At 40.4% G+C, this 18,078-nt stretch carries 20 protein-coding genes and 1 riboswitch; of the genes, 14 read left to right on the forward strand and 6 right to left on the reverse strand.

The genetic code is table 11. The annotated features are described in order from the left end of the window. Positions 1-3: 3 nt before the first annotated feature. Positions 4-1,125, reverse strand: a complete 1,122-nt coding sequence (locus CZ382_RS01615; RefSeq protein ID WP_088049502.1) for a M20 peptidase aminoacylase family protein — start codon at positions 1,123-1,125, stop codon at positions 4-6. A gap of 479 nt (positions 1,126-1,604) precedes the next feature. Here CZ382_RS01615 and CZ382_RS01620 point away from each other — a divergent pair, with 479 nt between their 5' ends. Continuing rightward, on the forward strand, positions 1,605-2,291 hold the full coding sequence (locus CZ382_RS01620) for an SIMPL domain-containing protein (protein ID WP_088049503.1): 687 nt from the start codon (positions 1,605-1,607) through the stop codon (positions 2,289-2,291). A gap of 130 nt (positions 2,292-2,421) precedes the next feature. Here the strand turns inward: CZ382_RS01620 and CZ382_RS01625 are convergent, their stop codons facing one another. Next, positions 2,422-3,684: a transposase gene (locus tag CZ382_RS01625; RefSeq protein WP_159457745.1), complete on the reverse strand. Its 1,263-nt coding sequence runs from the start codon at positions 3,682-3,684 to the stop codon at positions 2,422-2,424. Between the two features lie 455 nt (positions 3,685-4,139). On the opposite strand from CZ382_RS01625, the gene CZ382_RS01630 reads away from it, so the two are divergent. Then, positions 4,140-4,790 carry a YczE/YyaS/YitT family protein gene (locus CZ382_RS01630; protein ID WP_088049505.1) on the forward strand — a complete coding sequence of 217 codons (651 nt, stop codon included), beginning with the start codon at positions 4,140-4,142 and terminating at the stop codon, positions 4,788-4,790. Between the two features lie 33 nt (positions 4,791-4,823). Here the strand turns inward: CZ382_RS01630 and yidC are convergent, their stop codons facing one another. Together yidC and CZ382_RS01640 are read right to left on the reverse strand one after the other, a co-directional pair. After that, a complete protein-coding gene (yidC, locus tag CZ382_RS01635) occupies positions 4,824-5,612 on the reverse strand; it encodes a membrane protein insertase YidC (RefSeq protein ID WP_088049506.1) in 789 nt (262 codons plus the stop codon). After that, the gene (locus CZ382_RS01640; RefSeq protein WP_088049507.1) at positions 5,552-5,932 is read right to left on the reverse strand and encodes a hypothetical protein; all 381 of its coding nucleotides are present in this window, start codon (positions 5,930-5,932) and stop codon (positions 5,552-5,554) included. The genes yidC and CZ382_RS01640 overlap by 61 nt, the downstream gene beginning before the upstream one ends. 355 nt (positions 5,933-6,287) lie before the next feature. Between CZ382_RS01640 and CZ382_RS01645 the strand changes: the two genes are divergently transcribed. The 7 genes from CZ382_RS01645 to CZ382_RS01675 all read left to right on the forward strand — a co-directional run bounded on the left by CZ382_RS01645 (position 6,288) and on the right by CZ382_RS01675 (position 12,432). Beyond that, entirely contained in the window at positions 6,288-7,724 is a 1,437-nt protein-coding gene (locus CZ382_RS01645; RefSeq protein WP_088049508.1) for a sodium/proline symporter, read from the forward strand. A 217-nt stretch (positions 7,725-7,941) separates the two neighbouring features. Continuing rightward, positions 7,942-8,535, forward strand: a complete 594-nt coding sequence (locus CZ382_RS01650) for a Dph6-related ATP pyrophosphatase (RefSeq protein WP_235000373.1) — start codon at positions 7,942-7,944, stop codon at positions 8,533-8,535. Between the two features lie 76 nt (positions 8,536-8,611). Beyond that, positions 8,612-8,722: riboswitch (TPP riboswitch) on the forward strand. A gap of 124 nt (positions 8,723-8,846) precedes the next feature. Further along, on the forward strand, positions 8,847-9,851 hold the full coding sequence (locus CZ382_RS01655; RefSeq protein ID WP_088049510.1) for an ABC transporter substrate-binding protein: 1,005 nt from the start codon (positions 8,847-8,849) through the stop codon (positions 9,849-9,851). A 12-nt stretch (positions 9,852-9,863) separates the two neighbouring features. Further along, entirely contained in the window at positions 9,864-10,154 is a 291-nt protein-coding gene (locus CZ382_RS01660) for a thiamine-binding protein (RefSeq protein WP_088049511.1), read from the forward strand. Beyond that, complete coding sequence (locus CZ382_RS01665) at positions 10,154-10,912, forward strand: ABC transporter permease (RefSeq protein ID WP_088049512.1); 759 nt, start codon at positions 10,154-10,156, stop codon at positions 10,910-10,912. Before CZ382_RS01660 ends, CZ382_RS01665 begins: the two co-directional genes overlap by 1 nt. Before the next feature lies 1 nt (position 10,913). Further along, a complete protein-coding gene (locus CZ382_RS01670; protein WP_088049513.1) occupies positions 10,914-11,645 on the forward strand; it encodes an ABC transporter ATP-binding protein in 732 nt (243 codons plus the stop codon). 1 nt (position 11,646) lies between these two features. Then, complete coding sequence (locus tag CZ382_RS01675; RefSeq protein ID WP_088049514.1) at positions 11,647-12,432, forward strand: TatD family hydrolase; 786 nt, start codon at positions 11,647-11,649, stop codon at positions 12,430-12,432. 387 nt (positions 12,433-12,819) lie between these two features. On the opposite strand, the gene CZ382_RS01685 is transcribed toward CZ382_RS01675, so the two are convergent. Continuing rightward, positions 12,820-13,302 carry a PaaI family thioesterase gene (locus CZ382_RS01685; RefSeq protein WP_088049516.1) on the reverse strand — a complete coding sequence of 161 codons (483 nt, stop codon included), beginning with the start codon at positions 13,300-13,302 and terminating at the stop codon, positions 12,820-12,822. 126 nt (positions 13,303-13,428) lie between these two features. Here CZ382_RS01685 and CZ382_RS01690 point away from each other — a divergent pair, with 126 nt between their 5' ends. Next, positions 13,429-13,836 (forward strand): spore coat protein, encoded by a 408-nt coding sequence (locus CZ382_RS01690; RefSeq protein WP_088049517.1) that lies wholly within the window; start codon positions 13,429-13,431, stop codon positions 13,834-13,836. 60 nt (positions 13,837-13,896) lie between these two features. After that, the gene (locus CZ382_RS01695; RefSeq protein WP_088049518.1) at positions 13,897-14,448 is read left to right on the forward strand and encodes an SLOG family protein; all 552 of its coding nucleotides are present in this window, start codon (positions 13,897-13,899) and stop codon (positions 14,446-14,448) included. Between the two features lie 228 nt (positions 14,449-14,676). On the opposite strand, the gene CZ382_RS01700 is transcribed toward CZ382_RS01695, so the two are convergent. Next, positions 14,677-15,474: a glycoside hydrolase domain-containing protein gene (locus CZ382_RS01700; protein WP_140392711.1), complete on the reverse strand. Its 798-nt coding sequence runs from the start codon at positions 15,472-15,474 to the stop codon at positions 14,677-14,679. A 421-nt stretch (positions 15,475-15,895) separates the two neighbouring features. On the opposite strand from CZ382_RS01700, the gene CZ382_RS01705 reads away from it, so the two are divergent. From CZ382_RS01705 to CZ382_RS01715, 3 genes are all read left to right on the forward strand, one after another. Beyond that, positions 15,896-16,513: a DUF47 domain-containing protein gene (locus tag CZ382_RS01705; RefSeq protein WP_088049520.1), complete on the forward strand. Its 618-nt coding sequence runs from the start codon at positions 15,896-15,898 to the stop codon at positions 16,511-16,513. Positions 16,514-16,528: 15 nt separating this feature from the next. Next, positions 16,529-17,527, forward strand: coding sequence for an inorganic phosphate transporter (locus CZ382_RS01710; RefSeq protein ID WP_088049521.1), 999 nt, complete (start codon positions 16,529-16,531; stop codon positions 17,525-17,527). 252 nt (positions 17,528-17,779) lie between these two features. Then, a complete protein-coding gene (locus CZ382_RS01715; protein ID WP_250889725.1) occupies positions 17,780-17,935 on the forward strand; it encodes a small acid-soluble spore protein P in 156 nt (51 codons plus the stop codon). Positions 17,936-18,078 lie beyond the last annotated feature (143 nt).

Below are 18,078 nucleotides of genomic sequence, written 5' to 3' on the forward strand. Positions count from 1 at the left end.
TAGCTATTTTTCCACTGTTTTTACTAAGGCGTTCGTTACGATTTCCACTGCCTGTGGGATACATTCGTGTTTAAAGGTCATGTCCGAATGATGCAGTCCCGGCTCTAGATCACAGCCAATTGCCAGCATCGTTGCTTTTAATGCAGGACGCTTTATTGTATAAAAATGAAAATCATCACCGCCGGTCGTCGTAATGGCGGGTGCCAAATTGTCTTTTCCAACACAATCGACAATCGCCTGCTGCATGATTGCTTGTGCTTCGTCATTAGTGACAGCCGCTGCAACACTGTCGCCAATCTTTAAATTAATTGTCACGTCGTGTAAATTAGCAAGCATCATGGTGATCCGGTTGACCTTATCAATCAGCAGGTCCATTACTTCGTTTGTTTGGGCTCGAATATCCAATGAAAAGGTTGCGTTTCCTGGTATAATATTCGGGCTCTTCCCGCCGGCATGGAACGTTGTCATTTTCACAGAATGGGGAATCATCGGATCAATTTGGATATTATTCAAATGCTGAAATAGTTCACTCCCAACCTGAATTGCATTTACATTTAAATGCGGCCGGGCACCATGGGCATCTTCTCCATGAATGGTCCCTTCCGCAAATCGTGCAGCACCATGTCGGATTGCCGGTGCAAAATACCCGTGGCGCAGTTCCTGTATTGGACGAAGATGCATCCCATACAAAAAATCAACATCGTCAACAACGCCCTTTTCAACTAGTGATAATGCTCCGTTGCCTTTTTCCTCGGCAGGCTGAAAGATGAAGCGAAACGTTCCTTGTTTCGGATAAGCATTTTCCAGCAAATAAAATAAGGATCCGATTGCAATCGTCATATGAGCATCATGACCACATGAGTGGTTCGCTTGAAACACGCCATCAACTTCCTGCCATAATGCATCCATATCAGCACGTAATGCGACAACTGGTTCACCCTGACCTATGTCAATAATTAAGCCTGTAGTATCGTCAAACGTTGTAATCCGGCAGTCCCGATTTTCAAATAATTGTTTAATGTATGTAGTTGTTTTTTGTTCCTCCCAGCTAATTTCCGGGTTTTGGTGTAAATGGGCAAAAACCTCATTTAACCTTGGTGTTAATTGTTGAATTGCGGTATTCATTTACATACTCCTTTCCAAACAGCGATTTGGGCACTTATTTCATTATAATAAATATGTGAAGGAAATCCGTTTATTAGGTGTTACTTTATCACAAAATCATTATATGCACTAATAGAGGATGTTCAAAAAGTCCGGTAAAAATGACGCTTCGAATTTCTTCGTTGGCAAAGGGGATCTTCTGCTAAAACCACCCACGACAATCGCCAACAGCAGAAGTCAGCACGTCCTGTGCAAGTCCGCTCTTCATGTACCTTTTATGTATACTCCAGTGCCAGGAGCTACGCCGCCTCGAACTTATCGATCCTCTTTATCCTCGTTGTTTGAACACGCTCTAATAGTAAATTTTTAGATAATTGATTATGGGAGCAGCAAATGATCATTTTAACCTTTATTCATGGAGCAAGGGGGATAGTCGTTAGAAACCATTCCACTCGTAAAGGCATATGATCTACTATGACTTTTAGAAAGGCGGAATAACGATGTACTATCCCTATATGCCACCACAAAACCGGCAGCAAAAGGGCCGAACAATGAAAGTTACCGGTACCGCAACTGTTTCGGCAGAGCCAAATCTTGTGATAATCCAACTAGCCATTGTTACAGAAAACAATGAACTTACCCAAGCCCAACAGGAAAATGCCCAAAAGGTGGAAAAGGTTATACAAAGTCTGCTGCAACTTGGAATTCCTAGAGAAAATATACAAACTGCCGCATATACGATCCACCCGCATTATGACTATGTGGATGGAAAACAAGTGTTTAGCGGCTATGAAGTAACACACGCACTTACGGTAAGAATAGAGAATATTGATCAGGCAGGTGTAATTATTGACACCGCTGTACAAAACGGGGTAAATCGGGTTTCTAATGTAGACTTCACCGTTCGCAACAGTCAGAAATATTACCAGCAAGCATTACGAGCCGCACTAGAAAATGCCACCGCCAAAGCGGAAACGATAGCAGAAACAATCGATGTGACGTTGGATCCCCATCCGATCAGAATTGTTGAAGAGGCAAACGAACAACCTATTGTTTACCAGACTTTTGCGGTTGCAAAAGAAAACACCTCTACACAACTGGAGCCAGGGCAAATTACATTTTCAGCAAGTGTACGAGTAAAATTTCAATATTATGTGTATTTAAGTTTACCTTTTTTCGCCGCATAAAACGGAATTATTTCACCTTAAGAGTCCTTTAGAAGGTTTTTTTTCGTTTTTATTGAAGGAAGCAAATTTTTAACCAGCACAAATAGACATACTTATCAGTATGTTTTTTCTTACTATTCAATTAATAAATTCAGAGTTGTAATGTTAGCTGCCGTGAACTTACTGGTTTCTCTATGTATTTAAAATGCCGAATGCCATGTTTGTCTTTTATCAATATGGCTTCCATCCCCGCTGAAAAACGATATAGAAACATCTTAATTTTATCCTTTGCTTTAATCCCTTTTGCCCGTTCAATCACGTCATGGAAAAATCCATTCTGCTTTTCTACTTTCAGCGTCATAAACGTTATCATAATGGAAACGAGTAAAAACATTCTTTTCAGTCTTGGCAATGTACGAACCCGAACATTTTCTAAGTCAAATTCCTGCTTTTGAACGCGAAACATTTCTTCGATACGCCATCTAGTAATATAAGCTTTCAAAATAGACAGGACCTCTTCCTTTTTTTGAACCCGTTTATTTGTAAGCAGCACCATCGGCTCTTTTCCGTATCCATACACCACAACCATAGTGAATTTTTGACCCTTTAGCGAAGGAATTTCCACAGTAAGATGAGAGACTTTCAAATCATATACGGTTCCCTTTATTTCAGAACGAAAATTGATTTTCCCTTTCCTTCTGATCGCTAAGTTGTGTACAGGGAATTTTTTATTCTGGTACAATAAATTCCGATTTTTCTTCAAACGAATGATAAAGTTATTTTTCTGCTTGAGGATCTTTTTCATGACTTCTATATTGTCATACCCACGATCCATCACAAAGGTTGCCTTCTTTGCCTCTACAAGTTGATTCACGTAATCCAAGCCCTTGTATGTTTCTTCATTTTCGCTGACAAATCCCTTTTCGGCGGCGGAGTACAGATGGGAATAAATTGAAATCGGGTGCTTTGTTTTCGGAGCCACGGCAATCATGTTGGTTGTCCAATATCCATTGCCTATCTTTCCTGTTGAACCATCTCTCACTTGTCCAAGTGCTTCCATTTTACTGGCAGTAGATTTCACAATCTCGGAATTATCGACTAAAACCAGATTATCTTCCTCTTGTAGAAAAGGTTTTACCATTTCCTCATAGTTCTCCAACAGCTCGGATGTTTCGTGAAATTCGTCCATGCGATTGGACAGTCGCTTGACGGTTTGTATCGCTTCAATGGGTTCTTCCAGAGCGCGTGCAATTTTAGTAAGCAAAACAGATCTGCCTTTTGCTAGTCCAAATAACATGTCCAGGATAAAGTTTTTGTTGGGTTTTTGCAGCCCTTGGGTTAATTTGGACGCAAAATGAAAAATGGAACGTTTTGTGGTATAAATTGATTGGTTAAATGTGTTATGATTAGACATAAAGAGTCTCCTTTTTGTGTTCATATATTTTGTTTTAACCCAATAAAATTTTAACACATTTAGGGAGGCTTTTTATTTTTCTTTTTCAATAAATGACGTACATTTTAAGCAAAAAACGTTAAAATAGGCATCAAAAAGTTCATTTATCACTAGAACTTTTCGATGCCTATTTTTTGTTGGAAGTCAATCATTATTTTTAGGTAAACTTAAATATGTGTAGGTATTATTTCATCCTATAATATTGATATTGCATGGCAGGGGTTGCGCGTTCAAGCCGCGGGGTTGCGCGCTATACACCCCGAGATGCACCTTTATGCTGCTGGATTGCGCTCCCATGCCCAGAGGTTGCACGCTCGTGGCTCGATATTGCGCACTTATTCCAATATTGATTTGACTATAATTATATCTTATGATTAAAAATAAATATATCTAACCGAAATGAAAGAAGGGTAATAATGATTCAAATGATTCGCTGGCCCTTTTTTGTCATAGGGGTAATTGTTTTTAGCTTGGGAATTTCGATTACAATAAATGTCCAGCATTTAGGTATCCACCCATGGGATGTTTTAAGTGTTGGGCTTTTTGAGATTTTTGGTTTTTCGATTGGGACATGGAATATAATAATCGGACTCATGCTGATTACTGTTTCATGGTTTCTTGATAAAAGCTATATCAAGCTTGGAACATTTTTAAATGCTTTTTTAGTGGGCTCATGTGTTGATGTCATTTTGTGGCTGGATTTTTTGCCGCATGCAACCCACTCATGGCTGGATGTGCTCATTATTATAATGGGGATTGTCATTATGGGTGTTGGCGGTGGTGTTTACAATGCAGCTGGGGTGGGGTCGGGTCCGCGTGATGGCTTCATGCTGTCAATTGCAGACAAGCTGGGCGCTCCGATTAGGAGGGTGCGGATTATTACCGAGTCCGGTGTGCTTGTCGTTGGATTGCTGTTAGGTGGACCGGTTTTTATTTTTACATTTATCTTCACATTTGTACAAAGCCCGATCTTTCAATTTTCCTTTTTGAAATGTAAAACGTTTGTGGAGCGGCTTGAGGCAGCGAAACAAAAGAAACGTTTATCACATACGACTGTGGCAAAATGAAAAAGCACTCCCTCAGAGGAAGTGCTTTTTCATTTACTCTGCCTTTTTCAAATACAGCTTCTTGGAAATCAGAGTCTGGAGAACTAAGAATGATCCCGAGACGATCCAGTATAAAGGTAGTGCAGCTGGGAAATTAAACGACACAATAAAAATCATAATTGGCGAGATAAAACTAAATAGTGCCATTTGCTTTTTCTGCTTCGGATCCATTCCAATCTGTGAAACTTTTGCCTGAATTAAATAGACTGCTGCTGCAATAAACGGCATAATGACATCCGTTTGCCCAAGATTAAACCAGAGAAAGTTGTGTGTTGCAATTTCTGGAGTGCGCCGGATTGCATAGTAAAGGCCAATAAAAATTGGAAACTGGATAATCATTGGTAAGCAGCCTAACGAAGCTAATGGATTCATCTGATGTTTTTGATACAGTTGCATCGTTTCTTGCTGCATTTTCATTTGTGATTCTTTATCTTTTTTACCCTTATACTTTTCTTGAATTGCATCCATTTCCGGTTTCATGACTTTCATTTTTTCCTGCATGTTTGTACTATTTTTCATTTGCTTTAGCATTAAAGGCATTAATACAAGACGAACCAGCAATGTTATCACAATGATTGATAAGCCGAAATCGCCATTTAGTATAGAGGCAAGTCCTTTAATTAACACGGAGAAAGGATACACAAAATAGTGATCAAAAAAACCGGGTGAATCAGCACTGATTGGAGCGCCATTCGCACCTTGGCATCCTGCTAAAATGATTACTAAAATAACCCCGATAAAGCTATATTTTGTAAGGGATGTGAATACAGATTTTCTTTCCATTGTTGTCCTCCTCGTTTTTTCTTGGTTGCGGTTGAAAACAAGAAGGAATGAGCATCTGTATCATCATCTGGTGCTTCGATACGCTTCGTTTTGGTTGCGATCCAATTTTGTATTTCGGTATTAGCTCCAAGATCCTCCTGCCTTGGAAGTAAGCGAAATCTGGCAGCATGCCATTGTCTAGTGGCGAGATCGTTGTTTTGGTTGATCATATGCATGTTAAATGATATCCCGCGATATGCACAAATCATCGACAAAGCGATACTTAAGTACAAATAAAGCGGCGTAATATCGCTCATCAGGTCATTCACTAACTCCAACATCTGTATTCACCCCCTCGGTTTATAAGTTTTGTAACAACTCTTCATACGAAACATTACTGGATTTGGTTTCAAATTATCCAGATTGTCCTTCTCTACTATAAAACATTTCCACGCTAATGAAAACACCTCATGACAATTTACCAAAAAGATCACAAATTTATTAACCTATGCCAATAAAGCATGAAGGATTCTAGTAGAATTTTAGAATCTTAACTGCCTGTTCTTATCTGATTATTCAGTACATACATTTAGTAAAAAAAGACTGTAGTGGGAAGGAGGACTGATAAGTGGTAGTGAATGTCCAAACCGTTTTTGTTCCAAGTGGATAGAAGCATTCAGTCAGGAGGTATTTATAATGGATAACATTATCTTGATCGAATTCATTATCTATTTTGTTGTTATTATTGCGATTGGTTATATGACAAGCCGGACAAAGATGGATCATGCGGTATTCCTTCTAGGTGGAAAAAAGCTGCCAGGCTGGGTATTAGCATTTTCGGAAAGAGCAACTGGTGAATCCGCTTGGCTCTTGTTAGGTTTTACCGGATTCGTATTTACGACCGGACTTGCTGGGATTTGGGTTGCTGCAGGAATAGCACTGGGCATTATTTTTGCATGGCTTTTCCTGGCCCGAAAGTTTATGCGGGAAACTGATAAACATAACGTCTTAACATTACCCGATTACTTGGCCGTTAAATTTGGGGAAAAGGCAAATTTGATACGCTGGATTGCCAGTATTTTAATTTCCTGTTTTTTTATGTTCTACGTGGGGGCACAGCTTGCTGGAGCTGGAAAATTATTTTTAACAACATTCGAAATGAATGAAACGGTCGGGGTTGTACTGGCAACGATTGTCGTGCTTGCGATTGCTTATTTTGGCGGATTTTTATCCGTTGTTTGGACGGACATGATTCAAAGTATTATGATGCTGGTTACACTTTGTGTACTGCCAATCATTGCACTTATTTATATTGGAACGCACGACCTGTCGATTAGTCAATCGCTGGTCGAGGCTGGAGAATCATTCAATTCATGGTTTGGCGGAGCTACGGGATTTGCCATTGGTGTATTGTTCTTTAATAACTTTTCCTGGTTTTTCGGGTATTTAGGCGGCCAGCCACAGCTAAGCAGCAGGTTTATGGCGCTGAAAAATGAGAAAGAGGCGAAGCAAGGTATTTCAGTTGCGATTATTTGGACGATTATGGCCTATACTGGTGCGTTTTTAATTGGGCTGGCGGCGATTGCGATGTACAGTCAAGGCTCGTTTGCTGATGTAGAGACGATTCTCCCGCATATGATACTGGATTTGCTGCCGCCTTGGATTGCCGGTTTGTTGTTATCCGGAATTATGGCAGCAATTATTACAACGGCAAATTCTCAGTTAATGGTTGTTACCAGTTCGGTTAGTGAGGATATTATTCATAAGACACTCGGCATGAACTTGACGGATAAGCAATTATTATCATTGTCTCGGATTATTGTATTGGTTTCAGGGATTATCGGTATGCTTATTGCCCTAACCTCTGATTCTCTGGTCTATCTAGTTGTCAGCTGGGCGTGGGCTGGTGTCGGTTGTACCTTATCCCCGGCGATCCTGATGACGTTTTTCTGGAAGCGCTATTCCGGTATCGGGGTTGTAGCAACGATTATTTCTGGGTTTGTTTTTACCGTGTTGTGGATTAGCACACCGTTAGATGGTATCATTACATCCCGGTTCTCTACTTTTTTCATTGCAGCATTGTTCGGAATCGTATTCAGTTTGCTGTTTCCGGATAAAAAAACTGCGGAATAGGGTTGCATCCAAATTCAATACAAATGTACGGTTGTCTTGAGGCATGTACCAATACAAGTACAGTTTTCGTCGCATAGGATACAGTATAAATCAAAACAAGTCTTGTGGAAGATTTACAACAACAACCCATGAACCTTGGGAAAGCCAACTTATCACTGGCTTTCCCAATTTTTTGTCTAAATGGTATAGTGTAGTATAACGAAAGGAGCCGATAGACATGAAGGTAGCATTATCATTTAGTGGCGGGAAAGATAGCTGTTTAGCACTATACCGTCTAGAGCAGCAGGGTTATCATGTTGTCAGCCTTATTACTACGATATGGAAGGAAAAACAAGAAACTGTCGCACACGGGGAGAAGCTTGAGCGGATCAAAAAGCAGGCTGAGCGGATTGGGATTCCAGTTCATTTTATTGAAACAGACTTTGCAGGGTATACAGAAGATTTTGTTCGCACACTAAAGGACCTAAAAACGAAATACGAGATTGATAGTGTCGCATTTGGTGATATTTACTTAGAAGGGCACCGTGAATGGGGAGAGCAGGTAGCCGAAAAAGCAGACGTAGCACCAATCTATCCGTTGTGGACAGAAAAACATAAGGTGTTGGATCTATTAAGGGAATTCGTAGCGTTGAAATTTCAGGCGCGTGTTATCAAAGTAGATAATACAAAGCTTCCGGAAAACTGGGTTGGTCGTCTTGTAGATGAATCATTTATCGCTGATATCAGTGGAAAGGATGTTTGCCCGTTAGGTGAATCTGGTGAATATCATACTACTGTATTTGATGGGCCCATATTTAGGAGGCAGGTTTAAATATCAAATTCAAAATTCCAACCTTGCAAACGATACCGTAATGTAGTACCTTTGAACATGTAAGATAAAAATGAAATAGATTTTGTGGGGGGACCAGTTGATGCTGGTTGAGATTGTATCCGATAGATACTGACCCTTGGAACCTGATCTGGCTGAAACCAGCGTAGGGAACATGTTGAACAGGAAAGATAAACTATCTTTTTCGCACACACCCCAGGTTTAAAAATGGCGGTGTTTTTTTATTGCAATTTCCGCAGCCCTTTCGCCGATCATTTTCCTAAACAAAACTACCATCACATGGAGGATAAGAAATGAAGAAGCTTTTATTTTTACTTATCATGATTACCGTTCTTACTGCATGTAACAGTAACAACGGATCCAAAAGCACGGAACAGGATCAACAGGATAGGGACGGTATGCAGAAAGTAAAGCTTGTCCTGGATTGGACACCAAATACGAATCATACTGGCCTTTATGTTGCACAAAAAAAGGGATACTTTCATGACGAGGGACTGGATGTGGAAATCATAATGCCGGGAGAGGTTGGGGCTGATCAGCTTGTCGCATCAGGAAAAGCCGATTTTGGTGTTAGCTACCAAGAAAGTATTACGGAAGCACGTGTGCAAGGTGTGCCGGTTGTCTCCATTGCAGCGGTGATCCAGCATAATACATCCGGTTTTGCCTCACCAAAGGAAAAAGCCATCACATCACCGAAGGATTTTGTCGGAAAAACGTATGGTGGCTGGGGAGCACCAGTTGAGAAGGCTGTCCTAGCATCCCTTATGAAACAAGAAAATGCTTCCGTTGATAAGGTGAATATTGTCAATATGGGGAACACCGACTTCTTTACGGCAGTAAAGCGTGATATTGATTTTGCCTGGATTTATTATGGCTGGACAGGCGTAGAGGCCGAGTTGCGTGGTGAGAAATTAAATATGTTGTATCTGACCGATTACTCGAAAAGACTTGATTATTATACACCGGTTCTTACTGCGAATGAGAACACGATTAAGGAAAACCCGAAAACAGTTAAGAAGTTTTTGGCAGCCGTTTCAAAAGGGTATGAATTTGCCATTGATAATCCTGAAGATGCGGCTACTATTTTGCTAGATGAAGTTCCAGATCTTGATGCAGAACTGGTAAAGGCTAGTCAGGAATGGCTCTCACCAAAATATCAGGATGATGCCACACGCTGGGGTGAACAGAAACTGGAAGTCTGGGATAATTATGCAAGCTGGATGTACGACAATCATTTATTAGAAAAACAGCTAGATAGCAAGAAAGCTTTTACCAATGAATTTTTACCAAAAAAATAGGAGGGGCTTCAAGTGGCAAATGCTTTAGTAAGTATTCAAATTATCCCAAAGACGAAAAACGGAGAAGATACGATTCCATATGTAGATGCTGCAATAGAGGTTATCGATCAGTCTGGAGTGAAATATGAAGTGCATCCGCTCGAAACAACGATGGAAGGAGATTTGCCGGAATTGCTGTCAATTATTGAAAAAATGAATACCAGAATGACCGAGCTGGGGTGTGAAAGTATTATTTCACAGGTAAAAGTATTTCATAAACCGGATGGAGCCTCGATGTCAGAACTGACGGAGAAATATCGCTAATGAAAGGGATCATGGAAAAAGGCTGGAAACCCGTTGTGGTTCTCCTCCTTTTATTCGGTATTTGGGAGCTTTCCAGTAAACTGTTTGACATACCGGATTGGCTCCTGCCTGCACCGTCGCAAATTGGCAAAACAGGAATAGAAGCCTGGCCAATGTATCAGCATCATTTAATCTCAACCATTACTTTATCGATTATGGGCTTTTTGATTGGTGCAAGCATCGGGATTTTGGTTGCTGTTTGTCTGCATCTTATTCCATTTGTTCGGGAAGCATTTTTTCCTTTGATGATTTTATCACAAAATATCCCGATTATTGTGCTGGCACCGCTTTTAGTGATCTGGTTTGGATTTGGGATGCTGCCCAAAATTATCATCATCACATTGGTTTGTTTCTTTCCAATCGCTGTTGCAGCATTGGATGGGTTTCGGCAAACCGATCGTGATTTGATTCATTATATGCAAATGGCCGGGGCAAATAAAAGGCAGATTTTCAGGAAATTGGAAATTCCAAGTGCACTTCCATCATTATTTTCCGGATTAAAAATTTCTGCAACTTATAGTGTAATGGGAGCAGTTATTTCTGAATGGCTCGGTGCGAATGAAGGAATTGGTGTCTATATGACATTAGCATCCTCATCATTCCGAACCGATCGTGTCTTTGTTGCGATATTTTTCGTCATGGTTCTGAGTCTTTTGTTCTTTTCACTGATCGCTTTTATCGAAAAAAGACTACTTAATTGGAAATCAGAGGGGAACTGATATGGGAAAACTACATGTTCAAAACGTAACAAAGTCATATAGCCAAAACGTGATACTGAGCGATGTATCATTTACCGTACATGATGGTGAATTTGTTTCCATCCTAGGTCCATCTGGCAGTGGAAAGAGCACATTATTCCATGTAATAGGCGGGATCCGGCTTCCTGATTCCGGTGAGATTTATTTAGATGACAGGCTGATAAACGGCACAAAAGGAGCCATTAGTTATACACCCCAATCTCCATCTCTGCTTCCTTGGCGAAGTCTTTTAAGAAATGTATTGCTTGGTGCAGAAATAGCAGGGGGAGGAAAGGAAGCAGATGCAATGGAGATGATTGAACGTGCCGGGCTTAAGGGGTATGAGAATGCATATCCGCATGAACTTTCTGGTGGAATGCAGCAGCGTGCAGCCTTTATCCGAAGCTTGTTAAGTCCACAACCCGTTATTTGTTTAGATGAACCATTTTCGGCATTAGATGAGTTTACCAGATTGGCGATGCAAAAATGGCTCTTATCAATCTGGGAGGAAGATAAACGCTCTATATTATTTGTAACACATAGTATTGAGGAGGCCATTTATCTTTCTGATCGGGTGATTGTGTTAACGAATAAGCCAGCAACGGTAAAAAAGGAAATTACCATTCCATTCTCAAGACCAAGAAAAGAAGGCATCCTTTTGTCGGAGGAATTTTTGCAATGGAAAAAGCTAATCTATCAGGAACTAGGTGAATAATATGGAAAATCAGATTATTGATGCACATATCCATTTGGACATGTACGATGAACCGGATCGAAATATGCTGCTAAAGGAACTGAAGCATCATCATGTTGCTGCATTAATTGCAGTATCATATCATTTGCAATCTGCTAAAATGAATCTGGAATTTTCCCGAATCGATAAACGAATTAAACCGGCATTTGGCTACCATCCGGAACAGGAATTACCATCAGATCGTATGTTGGAGGAAATTATATTATTCATGCATAGACATCAGCAGGAGATGGTGGCCATTGGGGAAGTTGGTTTACCGTATTATTTGCGGCAAGAAAAACCTAGCATTCCAGTAGAGCCTTATATGGAAGTACTGGAGCTGTTTATTCAGCAAGCCGTAAAGTTAGATAAGCCGATTGTTTTGCATGCTGTCTATGAGGATGCTCCCATTGTCTGTGATTTACTCGAGAAGTATTCGGTGAAAAAAGCTCATTTTCACTGGTTCAAAGGGGATCCTCAAACGGTTGAGCGTATGCAGCAAAATGGTTATTACATATCGATCACGCCGGATGTGTTGTATGAAAAGGAAATTCAACGACTGGTTAAACGCTATCCTTTAGCGAACATGATGGTAGAGACAGATGGTCCTTGGACGTTTACGGGGCCGTTCACAGGCGAAAAAACAGACCCGAAAATGATCCATCAATCCATACGTAAAATTGCTGAGCTGAAAGGGCTGGATAAGGAAGACGTTTATCATCGTCTATATGAAAACACGATTGAATTTTATCGCTTGTTAACAGTGTAATAATTAAAAACTTCCTTTTGGCTTACGGCTGTCAAAATCCTGCTGTAGGAGCAAGTTTTCATCCATTGATTTTAGAATGGTGAAGAGAAAGAAGCACTTGCTTATTTTAACAAACAGGTTTGCTCTGTTTCTTAATAGAAACGCCACTACAATATTGAATATCGTGGGTACTATAAAGCAAGTCCCTTCAGGTAAAGATGACTTTTCTGAGGGAATTTTAATTTGGTTAAAGAGATTTGTGGGTGCTGAACTTATCACTAAACCATGCAAAATGAATGAAATAAATTATTAAAGGATATTAATCAGAAGAAGTACATTGGGGAAAGTTTTATAACTGAAAAAGTGCATGTTCATATCAACTAGTATGAACATGCATTTTGATTTCTTTTATTTCTCATAAAACGTACTTGGCATTACAACTGCAACAACTTCTCCTTTAGCACAAACCTTGCCGCCTGCAAATACCTCCGTATGTACTTTCCATTTCTTCGGATGGACTTCTTCCACTGTTCCAACTGCTTTTAATGGGACGCTATGTGGGGTAGGTTTAATGAAATCAACGTGTAATGACCCCGTCACAAATCGTGGCGGTTCCACAGCATCGCCTGGTTCATGCCCATTTTTCCGATGTAATGCAAGGGATGCTGAGCCGGTTCCATGGCAGTCAATCAGGGAAGCGATCAGCCCGCCATAAACAAAACCGGGTAGTGCAGTATGCTCTGGCCGTGGTGTATAAATGGTTACGGTGTTATCACCATCCCACCCCGTACGAAAATGATGTCCATTTTCATTTAGTCGCCCACAGCCATAACACCAGGAAAAGTCTTCCGGATATTCATCTTGAACTGCTTTTTTAATTGTTTGCTCCATTATTTTCCCCCCTTTTCAGAAAAGTATAGCATAAAAGTGACACGGAAAATAGGTTCATGTCTTATACAATCTACAGGCAGTTATCATAGGTTAGTAGTGAACCTATCACAGGAAAGGGGCTTTTATATGAGACATCATCATGGACCAGATTGTGGATGCCCGAAGCGCATTGTCCATCCAACAAAGCATAATTGTGTTGAAAACTGTACGGAAAGTGTTGTAGAACACATACATCCTTCCCATACTACAGTTATGAATCATCATTTGGTAAGGAACAGACATGTTTATCCACATTCCACATCCGTCCAAAATACGTGCAATAGTGTAGATGAATTTGGCGGAGCTTTTAACACACCACCACAAGTTTCTCCAGCTTATGGACCTGGAAGTCAGGTTGCAGGTGCCATGTCGCCGGGGATGAATAACGGTAATCAAGTTGCAGGCATGATGGATTATGGTCATGCTGGAAAAGGGTGCTGTGGGAACAACTATAAAGAGATGCATAACTGGAAAAAACCGAATAAATGGTGTTAATCTTATTAGGGAGCAGGCTTAAAGGTCAGCTCCCAGTTTTTCTAAGAAAGGAACATACATATGAAAGTACTAACGGTTACCGGATATAAACCAATGGAACTGAATATATTTAAGGTTGACGACCATCGAATAACATTCATTAAAGCAGCTATTCGCAAAAGACTAATAGCCTTTATCGAGGAAGGATTGGAATGGGTACTGATCTCAGGGCAAATGGGAGTTGAACTATGGGCGGCTGAGGTTGTTAGGGAATTACGGGAACAGTATGATGTGAAGCTTGCCATCATTCCCCCTTTTGAGAGTCAGGAAGAACGCTTTCCAGAGCCCATCCAGCAACAGTATCAGGAACTTGTATCAATTGCTGATTTTTATAAACCGCTTTATGTGGGGTACTACAAGGGTGCCTTCCAATTCAAGGCAAAAAATAAATGGCTTATCGATAAAAGTGATGGGTGCCTTATCGTAATGGATGAAGAATTTCCGGGAAGCGGGCGCTTTTTTTATCTGGAAGCAAAGGGATGGGACAACTATCCTGTTTATTCGATCACGCCAGCTGATTTGGATGATGTGGTGGAAGAGTTAAGGATGGCGGATCCGGATTATTGGACGTAACATGGCAAATGTTACGTATCAACATTTGGAAAAATCCCATTCAAGCGAAAAGAGCTGTCGCTTATGTACCCGATCAGCCCAACTTATATCCGAAATTAATAAGGGTGGGACTATTGCAATTTATTGCCTCCGCGTTTCGTATTCCTAAGATACATTTCATACGAAAGCAAAGGAATTGATACGGAAAAAGCCGCATCGCGTGTTGAAGCAGCCTTTTCCAATTAACTTTTACCACAAAGCATCCAGCAGTTCCTTTGTAAATAAATTGGTATCAATATTGCATTTGTCCGATTCTATAGCATATTGCCAGCCGTAAAGTAAAGCATCGTCCGGTCCTTCGGGGGCGTATTTCGGGGCATTTTCTTTTGTAGTGATTTCTTGCTGGGGATAGGATGTCCAAACGATTGTATTTTCTCGTGCCTTCCGTTTTGTTGCATGATAGGCTTCAACCAAATTACTTCCATCATCAAAAACACCATATAATCCTGGTTGGTAATCGGAAGCGGCTAATGTGTCGTACCACCCTTGGATAAAGGCTGAATCGACCGGGTACTTCGGCTCAATATCCCCGAATATCGCAACCCCATCTGGAACATCCAAATCATTAGCCAAGGAAATTGCTTGTTTCGCTTCCCGGGCACCATGGTCATACCCCGTTGCATCACGGAAATGGTTGTAAATTAACAGAATACGTATATCATTTTTATGCAGGAATGTGACTTCGTCAGCGTCAAGCCCCTTAGAAACACCTTTGTTATCCCCTAAATAGCGTCCCCAAACATCTGGCTTGCCAAAGTTATCCTCTACACACTGTTTTAAATCGTTATTCACGCTACTCGCAGAATCAACACCCCAGTAAATTTGCTTGCCATCATTGGAATCCGAACCATCTTCATTGCTTTCATCGGTCGAGGGTTCGTTGGAGGAGTCGGGTTTCGTATCAAAAACTACCATGTTTAAAAATATCGGAATGGTAATCAAGACCACTACTCCAATAAGCATGTATAGAAAGCGTTTGTTTAGCAAAGTTTAAAAACCTCCCTTCCTATTATTGCTGTTTATTAAAGGGAGGAAATGTGCGTGCAGGCGAGGACTAATGTATGCATGATCGGAAATAGCTGATCGCCGATAAAAAGGAGGGATTTTCCTAAAAGTATTAGGGCGCCGCTAAAGTGGCAAATCCCGCTGATAAGAGCTAGAAAATCGCCAATAACAAGTAAACGTACAGCTGGTAGCATAAGTTGCCGGTATCAAATAATGCAAAAATCTCTAATAAATATTCAGCACCTGCTTTAGTTGCAACGAACGAACGTGTATAATGGAATTTGTGATGAAAAAAATCGACAAAACCGGACAGCTATTTATTTATTTCGTGCAAATAGCTGATGAAAAATATATAATAATCAAGGATACCAAGTTCCGTTCGTTTAATGGAGGTTAAAAAAATATGTTCAAGAAAAAACCAGATAAGTTTTCCCTTTATCTAGTTGATTTCGCAAAGCATTTACATGAAGCAACAGACTATTTTGTTCATTTTAAGGTGAAAGATACTGAGACACTGAAACAATTTTCCAGTACAATTAAGGAGCATGAATCACTTGCCGATGATAAGGTTCATGAAATCATTAAAGATTTAAACCAGGCTTTTATTACCCCTATTGAGCGGGAGGACATTCTCCAGCTTGTGATGAATCTGGATGATATTATGGATGGAATGGAAGAATTCTCCGCTACGATGGATATTTATCATATATTGTCTTCAGATGATTATATCGATCAATTTACGAATTATATATTAAAATGCTCAAAGGAAATTTTAACATCAATGGAATTAATCGCAAATTATCAATTAAAAGATGTGGAAGAGCATGCCATCCGGATTAAAGACTACGAAAGTAATTGTGACGATTTATACCGTGAATCCCTTAGGAACTTATTTCAATCAGAAAAGGATCCAATTAAAGTAATCCAATACAAAGAAATTTATGAAATTCTGGAAGAAATAGCAGACTATTGTCAAAACGTAGCAAGTACATTACAAAGTATCATCATGAAAAATGCGTAATGAGGGATTAAAAAAATGGACTTTCTTTCTGTAATAATCGTATTAATTGTAGTTTTTGCTCTCCTTTTCGACTTTATTAACGGGTTTCACGATACGGCCAATGCCATTGCAACATCGGTATCAACCAAAGCCTTGACACCTAGAAGAGCAATCATATTGGCTGCTGTAATGAATTTTGTTGGAGCATTGACCTTTACTGGTGTTGCCCAAACGATTACTAGTGGAATTACAAATCCGTTTGACCTGGAAAACGGGCTGGCGGTCATTTTAGCAGCTTTGATCGCGGCGATTGTCTGGAATTTGGTTACGTGGTATGCAGGGATCCCAAGCAGTTCATCCCATGCAATTATTGGGGCAATTACAGGTGCGGTCATTGTATCAGCGGGATATAACGCGATTCATTATCATGGTTTTCTCTCTATTCTTGAAGGTTTGTTCTTCTCCCCGGTTTTTGCCTTTATAGTCGGATTTATCTTATACGGCATTATTAAAGTTATTTTTAAAAACAGTAATTTGGCTAAGACAAATAAACGCTTCCGGCTCGTGCAAGTATTAACAGCATCGGTGCAATCCTTCGCCCATGGTACGAATGATGCACAAAAATCGATGGGGATTATTACGATGGCATTGATTGTCGGAGGCATGCATACAACGACAGCTATTCCATTTTGGGTGCAGGCTTCTTGTGCAACGGCAATGGCGCTTGGAACTTCTGTTGGTGGATGGCGAATCATTAAAACGGTCGGTGGAAAAATTATGAAAATCCGCCCAGTAAATGGGGTTGCTGCTGATCTTACTGGTGCGGCCGTCATCTTTGGGGCAACGCTCATTCATTTACCTGTGAGCACAACCCATGTTATTTCATCTGGTATCCTCGGGGTCGGGGCCTCCCACCGTGTAAAGGGTGTTAACTGGGGTGTAGCAAAACGGATGGTTGTTACCTGGGTGATCACATTACCGATAACTGCAGTACTAGGCGGAATTATTTATTATATTTTGGATTTGCTCATCTAAAAATCGATCTTTTGGTTGCCATTGTCGCTGCCAAACGATTTTTAGTAGTCAGGCTGGCTATAACTTACAGTTACATTAATGATAGAGGCTGTTGCCTTGGTAATAGTTTTTTTCAATCACGAGACTAAGTAGAGCAATGATTAACCGATAGACATTAATGAGTCGCTGAAATTGATGCTAGCATAAGATTGACGAACGAATAGAATCCCGCCTTTCTCCAAAAGCTAACCGTACGATAAAAAGGAGGGGAATATGGTGAGTGAAAACCCTAAAGGGCCTAAACAGCAGGAACGTCCAAATTTGCCAAAAAGCCCGAAACAGCGATATAGCGAGCCACTCGATGGTTCACATAAAGTAAAAAATCGCAATCATTCACGGCAAAAGAACGACGCAAATCATGATATGTAGATATGAGCAAATAAAGCTGTTCCGTTATGTTGGAATGGCTTTTTCTTTGGAGTAATCTACTACAATGATAATCGAAAAAATGATCATGACAGGGGCACTTTGGCATCATTTCTTACAATGCCACCTTAGTAAGTGGAAGATAC

The sequence above is a fragment of the Virgibacillus dakarensis genome (assembly GCF_900155625.1).
GTDB classification, from domain to species: Bacteria; Bacillota; Bacilli; order Bacillales; family Amphibacillaceae; genus Lentibacillus_C; species Lentibacillus_C populi.

What these genes read in the sequence shown, in the direction of transcription:
- CZ382_RS01615 (WP_088049502.1), bottom strand. Translation starts at nt 1,125, where the DNA reads ATGAATACCGCAATTCAACAATTAACACCAAGGTTAAATGAGGTTTTT.
- CZ382_RS01620 (WP_088049503.1), top strand. Translation starts at nt 1,605, where the DNA reads ATGTACTATCCCTATATGCCACCACAAAACCGGCAGCAAAAGGGCCGA.
- CZ382_RS01625 (WP_159457745.1), bottom strand. Translation starts at nt 3,684, where the DNA reads ATGTCTAATCATAACACATTTAACCAATCAATTTATACCACAAAACGT.
- CZ382_RS01630 (WP_088049505.1), top strand. Translation starts at nt 4,140, where the DNA reads ATGATTCAAATGATTCGCTGGCCCTTTTTTGTCATAGGGGTAATTGTT.
- yidC (WP_088049506.1), bottom strand. Translation starts at nt 5,612, where the DNA reads ATGGAAAGAAAATCTGTATTCACATCCCTTACAAAATATAGCTTTATC.
- CZ382_RS01640 (WP_088049507.1), bottom strand. Translation starts at nt 5,932, where the DNA reads ATGTTGGAGTTAGTGAATGACCTGATGAGCGATATTACGCCGCTTTAT.
- CZ382_RS01645 (WP_088049508.1), top strand. Translation starts at nt 6,288, where the DNA reads ATGGATAACATTATCTTGATCGAATTCATTATCTATTTTGTTGTTATT.
- CZ382_RS01650 (WP_235000373.1), top strand. Translation starts at nt 7,942, where the DNA reads ATGAAGGTAGCATTATCATTTAGTGGCGGGAAAGATAGCTGTTTAGCA.
- CZ382_RS01655 (WP_088049510.1), top strand. Translation starts at nt 8,847, where the DNA reads ATGAAGAAGCTTTTATTTTTACTTATCATGATTACCGTTCTTACTGCA.
- CZ382_RS01665 (WP_088049512.1), top strand. Translation starts at nt 10,154, where the DNA reads ATGAAAGGGATCATGGAAAAAGGCTGGAAACCCGTTGTGGTTCTCCTC.
- CZ382_RS01670 (WP_088049513.1), top strand. Translation starts at nt 10,914, where the DNA reads ATGGGAAAACTACATGTTCAAAACGTAACAAAGTCATATAGCCAAAAC.
- CZ382_RS01675 (WP_088049514.1), top strand. Translation starts at nt 11,647, where the DNA reads ATGGAAAATCAGATTATTGATGCACATATCCATTTGGACATGTACGAT.
- CZ382_RS01685 (WP_088049516.1), bottom strand. Translation starts at nt 13,302, where the DNA reads ATGGAGCAAACAATTAAAAAAGCAGTTCAAGATGAATATCCGGAAGAC.
- CZ382_RS01690 (WP_088049517.1), top strand. Translation starts at nt 13,429, where the DNA reads ATGAGACATCATCATGGACCAGATTGTGGATGCCCGAAGCGCATTGTC.
- CZ382_RS01695 (WP_088049518.1), top strand. Translation starts at nt 13,897, where the DNA reads ATGAAAGTACTAACGGTTACCGGATATAAACCAATGGAACTGAATATA.
- CZ382_RS01705 (WP_088049520.1), top strand. Translation starts at nt 15,896, where the DNA reads ATGTTCAAGAAAAAACCAGATAAGTTTTCCCTTTATCTAGTTGATTTC.
- CZ382_RS01710 (WP_088049521.1), top strand. Translation starts at nt 16,529, where the DNA reads ATGGACTTTCTTTCTGTAATAATCGTATTAATTGTAGTTTTTGCTCTC.
- CZ382_RS01715 (WP_250889725.1), top strand. Translation starts at nt 17,780, where the DNA reads ATGGTGAGTGAAAACCCTAAAGGGCCTAAACAGCAGGAACGTCCAAAT.